The organism is Streptosporangium sp. NPDC001681 (assembly GCF_040298085.1).
Taxonomy (GTDB): Bacteria; Actinomycetota; Actinomycetes; order Streptosporangiales; family Streptosporangiaceae; genus Streptosporangium.
Window position 1 is genome coordinate 50,801 of record NZ_JBEOZN010000052.1, and the last position, 9,382, is coordinate 60,182.

6 protein-coding genes are annotated in these 9,382 nt (G+C 70.8%); 5 read left to right on the forward strand and 1 reads right to left on the reverse strand.

The genetic code is table 11. From position 1 onward, the window contains the following. Positions 1-144 precede the first annotated feature (144 nt). Entirely contained in the window at positions 145-3,081 is a 2,937-nt protein-coding gene (locus ABT130_RS23565) for a glycosyl hydrolase (RefSeq protein ID WP_350958500.1), read from the forward strand. 37 nt (positions 3,082-3,118) lie between these two features. Here ABT130_RS23565 and ABT130_RS23570 read toward each other — a convergent pair whose 3' ends face one another. Next, entirely contained in the window at positions 3,119-4,045 is a 927-nt protein-coding gene (locus tag ABT130_RS23570; RefSeq protein ID WP_350958503.1) for an SCO6745 family protein, read from the reverse strand. A 296-nt stretch (positions 4,046-4,341) separates the two neighbouring features. Here ABT130_RS23570 and ABT130_RS23575 point away from each other — a divergent pair, with 296 nt between their 5' ends. The 4 genes from ABT130_RS23575 (at position 4,342) to ABT130_RS23590 (ending at position 9,194) form a co-directional block, all read left to right on the forward strand. Beyond that, on the forward strand, positions 4,342-5,415 hold the full coding sequence (locus tag ABT130_RS23575) for a hypothetical protein (protein ID WP_350958506.1): 1,074 nt from the start codon (positions 4,342-4,344) through the stop codon (positions 5,413-5,415). Between the two features lie 396 nt (positions 5,416-5,811). Next, positions 5,812-6,279, forward strand: a complete 468-nt coding sequence (locus ABT130_RS23580) for an ATP-binding protein (protein ID WP_350958509.1) — start codon at positions 5,812-5,814, stop codon at positions 6,277-6,279. A gap of 164 nt (positions 6,280-6,443) precedes the next feature. Beyond that, positions 6,444-7,766 (forward strand): MFS transporter, encoded by a 1,323-nt coding sequence (locus ABT130_RS23585; RefSeq protein WP_350958511.1) that lies wholly within the window; start codon positions 6,444-6,446, stop codon positions 7,764-7,766. Between the two features lie 258 nt (positions 7,767-8,024). Beyond that, complete coding sequence (locus tag ABT130_RS23590; protein ID WP_350958514.1) at positions 8,025-9,194, forward strand: M20 metallopeptidase family protein; 1,170 nt, start codon at positions 8,025-8,027, stop codon at positions 9,192-9,194. The last annotated feature ends 188 nt before the right edge of the window (positions 9,195-9,382 follow it).

The window sequence follows — 9,382 nt, forward strand, 5'->3', positions numbered from 1 at the left end:
CGCCTGCATATCTGCTCTTTACTTATTCGTTACCAACGCGAAACGTTGACTGCTGTGACTCGGGCCGTTACTTTGCGGTGAGAGAGCGCTCTCTCATGCCGGTCCGCTTCGGAGCCCGACTCCTCTCCCCGGAGGCACCCCCCAATGGATCCCTCGATCCGGACCACGGGTCCGGACAACGCGCACCCCCGAGAAGGACGACTCGCCCACCGCATCCGGACCCGCCGCAGGCGCCTCGCCGCCGGCGTGGTCGTCGCGATGGTGGCCGGGCTGCTCGGCCTCGGCGCCGTCCACTCCGCCGAGGCCGCCACGGTCGGCGCCGGTAGCTACGCCGACACCCTCCCGGCCGGCCGCTCGCTGCCGACCGGCTGCGGCTCCCTCTCCACCAACCCCCGCCAGTGGGTGACGGCCAACGCCCCCGCCGGAGCCGTGCCCACCAACGACTGGTGGTCGTCGATCCTGTTCAAGAAGACCGACTGCGCGTACGGTGAGCCGTTGCACGCCCACCCGATCTCCTACGACACCTTCGGCAACGGCCTCGGCTTCTCCTACAACACCACCCCGCAGATCAGTGGCACCGCCACCGGGGTGGGGGAGTACCACTACCCGTACGTCGAGAACATCAGGGTCGGTGTCGCGGGCCTGAGCTCGCCGGACGTCAAGGTCGACGGCTGGAGCGACTGGACCGTCACCCCGTACTGGAGCGGTGGCGGCCGGACCATGAAGGCCACCATCGGCCACGGCCTGCCGTTCGCCTACTTCCAGATCACCGGCGGTGACGCGCAGATCACCGCGGCCGGCACCCCCTCGGTCTGGTCCAACAGCGGCGCCACCATCGGCTTCACCGCGGGCGGCCGCGACTACGTCGCCTACGCCCCGACCGGCGCGACCTGGTCGGTGAGCGGCACGACGATCAGCTCGTCCCTGGCGGGCAAGGGCTTCTTCTCGGTGGCGGCGCTGCCCGCCGGCGGCGACCGCGTGGCCCTGGCGAACACCTACGGCCAGTACGCGCACGCGCACGTCACCGGCACCCAGGTCTCGTACTCCTACACGCCGTCCAACAGCACGCTCACCACGACGTACGCCTTCACCACCACGGCCAGGCAGGGCAGCGCGACCGGCACGGTCATCGCGCTCTACCCACACCAGTGGAACTATCTGACCGGCTCGACGCCGCTGGCGCAGACCTACGTCTCGGCGCGCGGCCAGATGAAGATCGTCACCGGTACGCAGTTCAGGACGTCGATGAAGTACACCGGCGTGCTGCCCGAGGTCCCCGCGGTGGCCGACAACTCGGGCGCCGATCTCACCACGATCACCAACCATCTCAACGCCGAACTCGGCAACCCGATGGACATCCGCGGCGACGACACCTACTGGACGGGCAAGGGGCTGGGCAGGGCCGCCCGCATCGCGGAGATCGCCGACCAGCTCAACCTGACGTCGGTGCGCACCGCCGCGCTGAACGCCATCCGCAGCCGCCTCAACGACTGGTTCACCGCCTCGCCCGGCAAGACCAGCCGGGTCTTCTACTACAACCCGGCCTGGGGGACCCTGCTCGGCTACCCGGCCTCGTACGGCTCCGACCTGGAGCTCAACGACCACCACTTCCACTACGGCTACTACATCGCCGCCGCCGCGACCCTGGCCAAGTTCGACCCCAACTGGGCGAAGACCAGCCAGTACGGCGGCATGGTGGACCTGCTGATCCGCGACGCCAACAACTACGACCGCAACGACACCCGCTTCCCCTACCTGCGTGACTTCGACATCTACGCGGGCCACGACTGGGCGGCCGGGCACGGATCGTTCGGCTCGGGCAACAACCAGGAGTCCTCGTCGGAGGGCATGAACTTCGCCAACGCCCTCATCCAGTGGGGACAGGCCACCGGCAACACCGCGGTCCGCGACGCGGGCATCTACATCTACACGACCCAGAACGCGGCGATCCAGGAGTACTGGTTCGACGTGCGCGACCAGAACTTCCCCGCCGCCTTCGGCCACAGCACCGTCGGCATGGTCTGGGGCTCCGGCGCCGCCTACGCCACCTGGTTCAGCGCCGAGCCGGAGATGATCCAGGGCATCAACATGCTCCCGGTCACCGGCGGGCACTTCTACCTGGGCGACAACCCCGGCTACGTGACCACCAACTACAACGAGCTGGTACGCAACAACGGCGGCCCGCCCACCGTGTGGCAGGACATCATCTGGGAGTTCCTCGCCCTGGGCAACGGTGACACGGCACTGGCGAACCTCAGGGCCAACAGCGGCTTCACCCCGGAGGAGGGGGAGAGCAGGGCGCACACCTTCCACTGGATCCGCAACCTGGCCGCTCTCGGCAACGTGGACAACTCGGTGACCGCCAACCACCCGCTGGCCAAGGTGTTCAGCAAGAACGGCGCCCGGACCTACGTCGCGTCCAACATCACCGGCAGCGCGATCACGGTGACCTTCTCCAACGGCACGACGCTCAACGTGCCCGCGGGCAAGACCGTCACCTCGGGAGCCCTCACCTGGAGCGGCGGCAACGCCAGCGGAGGCAGCACCGGCCCCGACCCGACTCCCACGCCCACCCCGACCCCCACCCCGACTCCGACCCCGACGGTGGGTCCCTTCACCGCGACGCGCTACCTGCAGTCCGGCGGCGGGCTGCCGGGTACGGCGGGCACCGCGGGCACCGTCACGCTGGCCGCCGCCAACGGCAACCGCGACGGTACCCCGACCAACGCGCAGGTCTTCACGGCGACCGGCCTCACCGGCACCTACAACGGCGGCTCCACCACGTTCGACCTCTTCGTGGACGCGGGCACCACGGTCGCCAACGGCACCCAGGTCCGCGTCTCCTACGACCTGACCGGCAACGGGAGCTGGGACAGGGTGGAGACCTACGCCTACTTCGCCACCGACCCGGTGACGGGCTGGGAGCACTACACGCAGGGCGCGGGACCGCAGTCCGCCTCGGGGGCGCTCGGCAACCTGTCGGGAGGCCAGCTGAAGGTCGAGGTCTGGAGTGCCATCGGCAACGGCACCACCGCCCTCGGCGTCGGCAACCAGTCCCTCGTACGGCTGCCGTTCAGCTGATCCGTGACGGGGCGGCGGGTCTTCCGCCGCCCCGACCTCAGCTGATCTTTGAGGGGAAGGCCGGGAGCGGGAGCTCCCGGCCGTTCTCGTCTCCGGACGGCAGGGGCAGGCCGATCGGGCTCAGCATCGGCGGGATGCCCGCCTTCACGACGGCCTCGGTCAGTGGGTGGAGCAGCCGGGCGAGGGCGGAGGTCCGCTCCTCGCCGAGGGCCCGCCAGGGGCCGGCCGCGGCCTCGTCGGTCAGCCGTTCGATCCGCGCGCGCACCCGGGTGCCCTCGGCCGTGAGGGCGCCGGAGGCGTCGACCCATCCGCGCTCGCGCAGGGCGGCGGCACCGGACTCCCACTCCTCGTCCGGCCAGGGGCGTGCCACGCGCAGCAGGTCCAGGTCCGTCTCACCGGCGGCGACCTTGAGCAGGTGGGCCTGGGTCGGGGAGACGCCGTGGGCGACGAGCGCGGCCACGTGCCCGTCTCCCCGGTGCTCGCGCAGCGTGGTCGCGGCCTGCCAGAGCAGCAGGTGCGGCTCGTCCGGGGCCGGCAGTGCCTGGTTGGCCGCGCTCAGCACCCGGCCCGCGGTGTCGGCGAGCCGGGCGGCCCGCCAGGCGAGGTCGGCCGCCGCGCGCAGGTCGTCCGGGCCGGTCACCTCGTCGGTGAGCAGGTTCCGCAGCGCCGCCCTCGCCCCGTCGAGCCGGGCGCGGAGCACGTCGCCGGGGGTCGCGAACGTCCACGCGTCGGGGAGTGCCCTGGAGACCTTGGCCGGAGGGAAGCCGTGGAAGGCGGCCGTGACGACGTCGGGGCCGACCGGTCCGAGTGGTGCCGCCCTGGTCGCGAAGTACCCCATCCAGAAGCCGCGCATGCCTACCGCGTCGGACGCCGCCCGAGCCTCCGGGGCGAAGTAGGTGACGGCGTGCAGGGGCTCCAGCAGTTGCCACATGACACGCGGAACGTTCGGTTCGTGCTCCGGCACGGTCTCACACCCTGTCTCATGGATCCTGGCGGATCGGCTGTGCATGTTCATACGGTACTCGGCGAAATGACCGCTGATCTCCCTCCGGGAAGATCCGCTCATCTGGTCCGAACACTGACCTGATCAGCGAAGATGGGTCATCTTCCCGGTAAGGTTGGGTCTTCTCAAGGGATGCCGCGCGGGTTATCAAGAACTCGGAGCGAATTGTGATCCCAGACGGTTCACCCTCTGCCGCCGCACTCCCGGTGCCACCGTCACGTCTGGTCGTCCAGCCCCCCGAGCCGATGGAGAACCGCGTGCGTCAGTCACTCAGAGTGGTCATTGGAATCCTTTGTGTCGTCGCCATGCTGGCGGCGGGCGTCACGACCGCGCAGGCGGCCGTCCCCAACAGGTGGGGCTTCGCCGTCGTCGACGTCACCTCCGGCATTCCCAACCCCGGTCACCAGGCCGGTAGCTGGCCGGGCGGCTTCAACGTCACCGTCACCCCGGGCGGAGCCGGGCAGACATTCGTGAGGTTCCCGCAGATCGCGATCGGCGGCGGCGTGGTCCACGTCACCGCGATCTCCCCGAACGCCTACTGGTGCCAGGCGCAGACCTGGGGGCCGTCCGGGGTCGACCTGGTGGTGGCCGTGCAGTGCTACCGGTACGGAGGGGCTCCGGTCTTCACCCCGTACAGCATCGTCTTCGAGCAGAGCACCGGCACCCTGCCCGCGCCGCAGGCGTTCGGCTACGTGCACTACAACGGCGGGGCCGTCGCCACCCAGTTCAACTCGGCCGGAGGCGTGAACACCGTCGCCGGTGGCGGGGGTGTCTGGACGGTCACGCTGCCCGGCCTGGGCTCAACCGGCTTCGCCGGCAACCTTCAGGTCACCGCGGTCGACCCCGGCCAGCCCGCCCGGTGCAAGGTCGGCGGCTGGGCCCCCGCCGTGGGCGCGCAGACGGTCCAGGTGCGCTGTCACAACGCGACCAGCGCGCCGCTCAACACCGGGTGGACCCTGACCTACCAGCGTGAACGTGCCATCACCGGCGCGGCGATCCCGCCGAAGAACTTCGCCTACACCTTCGACAACACCCCGGCCAACCCCGGCCCGTACGCACCGGTGCCTCCGCCGGTGAACTACAACTCCCAGACGGCGGTGAACACCGTCCAGACCTCCGGGACCGGCCAGCGCATGGTGCTCTTCCCCGCGGTCGGGGTCCTGCAGGACCACGTCCAGGCCACCGCGTACGGACCCGGCCCCGAGTTCTGCAACCTGTTGACCCTCTGGGCCACCAGCGGTGGCACCGCGATCGTCCGCAACGTCGTCTGCTACAACGCCGGCACCCGCCTCGACTACCCGTCCCTGGTCACCTACACCTCGGCCTTCTGAGACCTGGGCGCGGTCCCGGCCGGGACCGCGCCTCCGGTCCGTGCCTATCGGGACGCCGGAGGCGGCGGAAAGGCGGCACTCCAGGTCCACCTCGGCTGGGCCGAGAACGAGGACAAGGCCATGGGCATCGCCCACGACCAGTGGCGGAGCAACGTCGCTGATCCCGGTGGCGGCCGCGCCGCCGGGGCCGGCGCGGTGCCCGGCCGCTCCGGCGGCCCGGGAGGAACCCTTACCGAAGAGGTCAGGCGGTTTCCGGTGACCTTAGGGATGGCCAATGAAGTGAATTTTCCTCACTTTTACGACATAGGACGGAAACAATTAGGGCGAAATCAATTCACAGATGCGGTTAGATGTTCTACCTTTGTTGTGGGAGCGCTCCCACACGAAGGAGGCGCAGTGTCTCTCCACCACAACTCATCCGCGGCGTACCTTGACGCGGTCCCCGAGTACGCGGCCGAGTGCCTGCTGTCCGCCGCCCCGTCAAGCGTGCGTGATGCCCGCTCGATGGTTCGCCGGGAGCTCTCCCTGTGGGGTGTGGACGACCTCATAGACGACTGCGTGCTGGTCGTCAGCGAGCTGGTCACCAACGCCGTCAGGCACGGTGGTGCCGCGTGCGCACTGCGCATCCGCGGTGACGGGGGCCTGGTCCACGGCGAGCTCTTCGACCCCGGGGCGGGCGCGCCCCGCGTGTGCGCCCGCGACATGGAGGCCACCGGTGGCAGGGGCCTGCAGATTGTCGACGCCCTCGCCGACGACTGGGGCGTCACGCACTTCCCCTCGGGTGGCAAGACCGTCTGGTTCATCCTCAGCCTCCCCGAACCCGTCCGCCCTCATCCCACCGGCGTCCCGGCCCTGCGGCTCTAGCGGCACCTCGTTCCCCCGCCGATGGGGGGCTCCCGCGCCGGGAACGGGCCGCCCGGCGCCCTGAGGAGCGTGTTCCCGCACTTCAGCAGGTAGGTGCGCAATCTCGGCGGATCGCCCCTTAGGGTGCGGACAGCCGGTCTTCCAGGGAGAGACACGCATCGCCCATGACCACGTACGACCACACCCGTCGCGCCTGTTACACCGGGTACGTCACCCAGGCGATCGTCAACAACCTGGCCCCGTTGCTGTTCATCGTGTTCCAGACCCGCTATCAGCTGCCGCTGGAGATGCTCGGGCGGCTGGTGCTGCTCAACTTCGCCACCCAGCTGGTCACCGACATCGTGGCCGTGAAGTTCGTGGACCGGACCGGTTACCGCATCCCGCTGGTGCTGGCCCATGTCCTGTCGGCGGTGGGGCTGGTGTCGCTGGCGGTGGCCCCGGAGCTGTCACCCTCCCCGTACCTGGGACTGTGTGTCGCGATCGTCGTCTACGCCGTCGGCGGCGGTCTGCTGGAGGTGCTCGTCAGCCCCGTCGTGGACGCGCTGCCCAGCCCGCAGGAGGGCAAGGCCGCGGCGATGAGCCTGCTGCACTCCTTCTACTGCTGGGGACAGGTCGCGGTGGTGGCGGGCAGCACCCTGCTGCTGGCCTGGATCGGCCAGGGCGCCTGGCAGGTCCTGCCCGTCGCCTGGGCACTCGTCCCGCTGGTCAACATGGTGGCCTTCCTGAGGGTGCCGCTGCCCGCGACCGTCCCCGACGAGCACCGCACCGCACTGCGGGAACTCTTCCGCGCCCCCGCCTTCGCCGCGGCCGTCGTGCTGATGCTCTGCGCCGGCGCGGCCGAGCTGACCATGTCGCAGTGGTCCTCCCTCTTCGCGGAGGAGGGGCTGGGGGTCTCGAAGGTCTGGGGTGACCTGGCGGGTCCGTGCCTGTTCGCGGTCCTGATGGGCATCGGACGCATCGTCTACGGCCTGTGGGGCGAGCGGATCCCGCTGGTACCGGCCATGACCTCGTGCGGTGCGCTGGCGGCCGTCTGTTACCTGGTGGCCTGCCTGTCCGCCAACCCGGTGGTCAGCCTCGTCGGCTGCGCGGTGTGCGGCCTGGCCGTCAGCCTGCTGTGGCCGGGGACCTTCAGCCTCGCCGCCGCCCGCTTCCCCCTCGGTGGCGCGGCCATGTTCGGCGTGCTGGCCGTCTTCGGCGACGCCGGCGGCGCGGCCGGTCCCTGGATCGCCGGAGCCGCCGCGGACGCCTCCGCCGCGGCCACCGGGCTTCTGGGCGATCTGTCGGCCGTGCTTCCCGACGACGGCGGTTCGGGTCTGCGCACCGGCATCCTCGTCGCCACCGCCTTCCCGCTCGCCATCGTCGCGGTCACCCTCGCGTACGGCGCCCGGGCCGGGCGTGCGGGCGTCGTGACAGGCGGTGTCGTGACAGGCGGTGCGGACGGTGAGGTGGTCGGTGACCCGCCCAGGGATCCTCGCCTCACGGGTTGACCCGCCGTGTCCACCCGAATCGCCGGGCTCCCACCGGCGGTTCGAGTGCTTCAGGAGGTTCAGAAGGGTATGACGAGCCTTGTCATGCCCGATGGCCGGGCCTGCCGACCACAGAGGAGCATTTGATGGATTCGCACCCGTCCGGCGGGATCGCCGTGGTCGACGGCGTGAGCGGGGGCATCGGTCCGGCCGTGGCCCGCGCGCTCGGCGGGGAGGGCGCATGAGGGCCGGCCACCCCCGCGGTCTCGGGGAGAGATCATGAACGAGATCGGCGCGCGGCTCCGCGACGCGCTCCACGCCGAGCTGCCCGCCGCCTTCCGGCTGCGGCGGGAACTGCACGCCGAGCCGTGCCTGTCCGGCCAGGAGGAGCCGACGCTCAAACGGGTGCTGGACGCGCTGCCCGAGGGCAGCGCGATGGAGCGGGTGGCCGGGACCGGTGCGCTCCTGCGGGTCGGCGGCGACGGCCTGGCCGTCGGGGTGCGCGGAGAGCTGGACGCCCTGCCGATCTCCGAGGAGACGGGGGTGCCCTGGGCCTCGCGGAACGGTGCCATGCACGCCTGCGGCCATGACGTCCACCTCGCCGCCCTGGTCGCGCTGACCAGGGCGATCGACCACGTGAAGGCACCGGCGCCGATGGTCGCGGTGCTGCAGCCTCGCGAGGAGGGTCCCCCCTCCGGCGCCCGTGACATCGTCCAGTCGGGCGCACTCCAGCGGAACCAGGTCGGCGCCATGATCGCGGCACACGTCCAGCCGGTGCTCGAAGCCGGTCAGACGGCCTGCACTCCCGGCGCGGTCAACGCCTCCGCGGACCAGTTCACCGTCATCGTCAGGGGGCAGGGCGGGCACGCGGCCTATCCCCACCTGGCCCGCGACCCGATCCTGGCACTCGCCCAGGTCATCGTGGCCGCCCAGCAACTGGTCAGCCGCGACGCCGACCCGATGACGCCGACGGTGGTCACCTTCGGGGCCGTGGCGGCGGGCACCGCTCCGAACGCGATTCCAGAGCAGGCCGCCGCCCGCGGCACCATCCGGGCGATGTCGGAGTCCTGGCGCCGCCGGTTGCACCAGCGCTTCCATGAGCTCGCCGAGGGGGTCGCCCGCGCCTACGGCTGCGAGGCGGAGGTGCGCATCACCTACGGGGATCCGGTGCTCGTCAACGATGCCCGCCTCGCCGAGGAGACCGGCTGCATCCTCGTCGACACCGCCCACCACATGCCCGCCACGCTGCGCTCCTGCGGTGCCGATGACTTCGCCCACTTCGCGTCGGTCGTGCCGTCGCTGATGCTGTTCGTGGGCACCGACACGGAGGCGGGGCTGCACAGCCCGTACTTCCTGCCCGGAGACGACACGGTGCGGGCGCTCGCCGAGAGCCTGCTCGCCGGCTACCTCGGTGCCGCGCAGGTGATCGGCGCGGGCCAGGGCCACTGATCCGGTCACGGGACCGTTCTCCCGGTCACGGCGGCCTACCTGCCATCTCCGCGAGCCGGGCAGCGCGGGGGCGACACACCGCCGGCCGGAAGCGCCTAGGTCCTGTCCTGCGGATCTTGCCGTGGCGAGGATCGGTCAGGTGGTGTCTCGCAAGGCGGAGGAGGGAGCCGCAGCGTGCTGCGGTGACC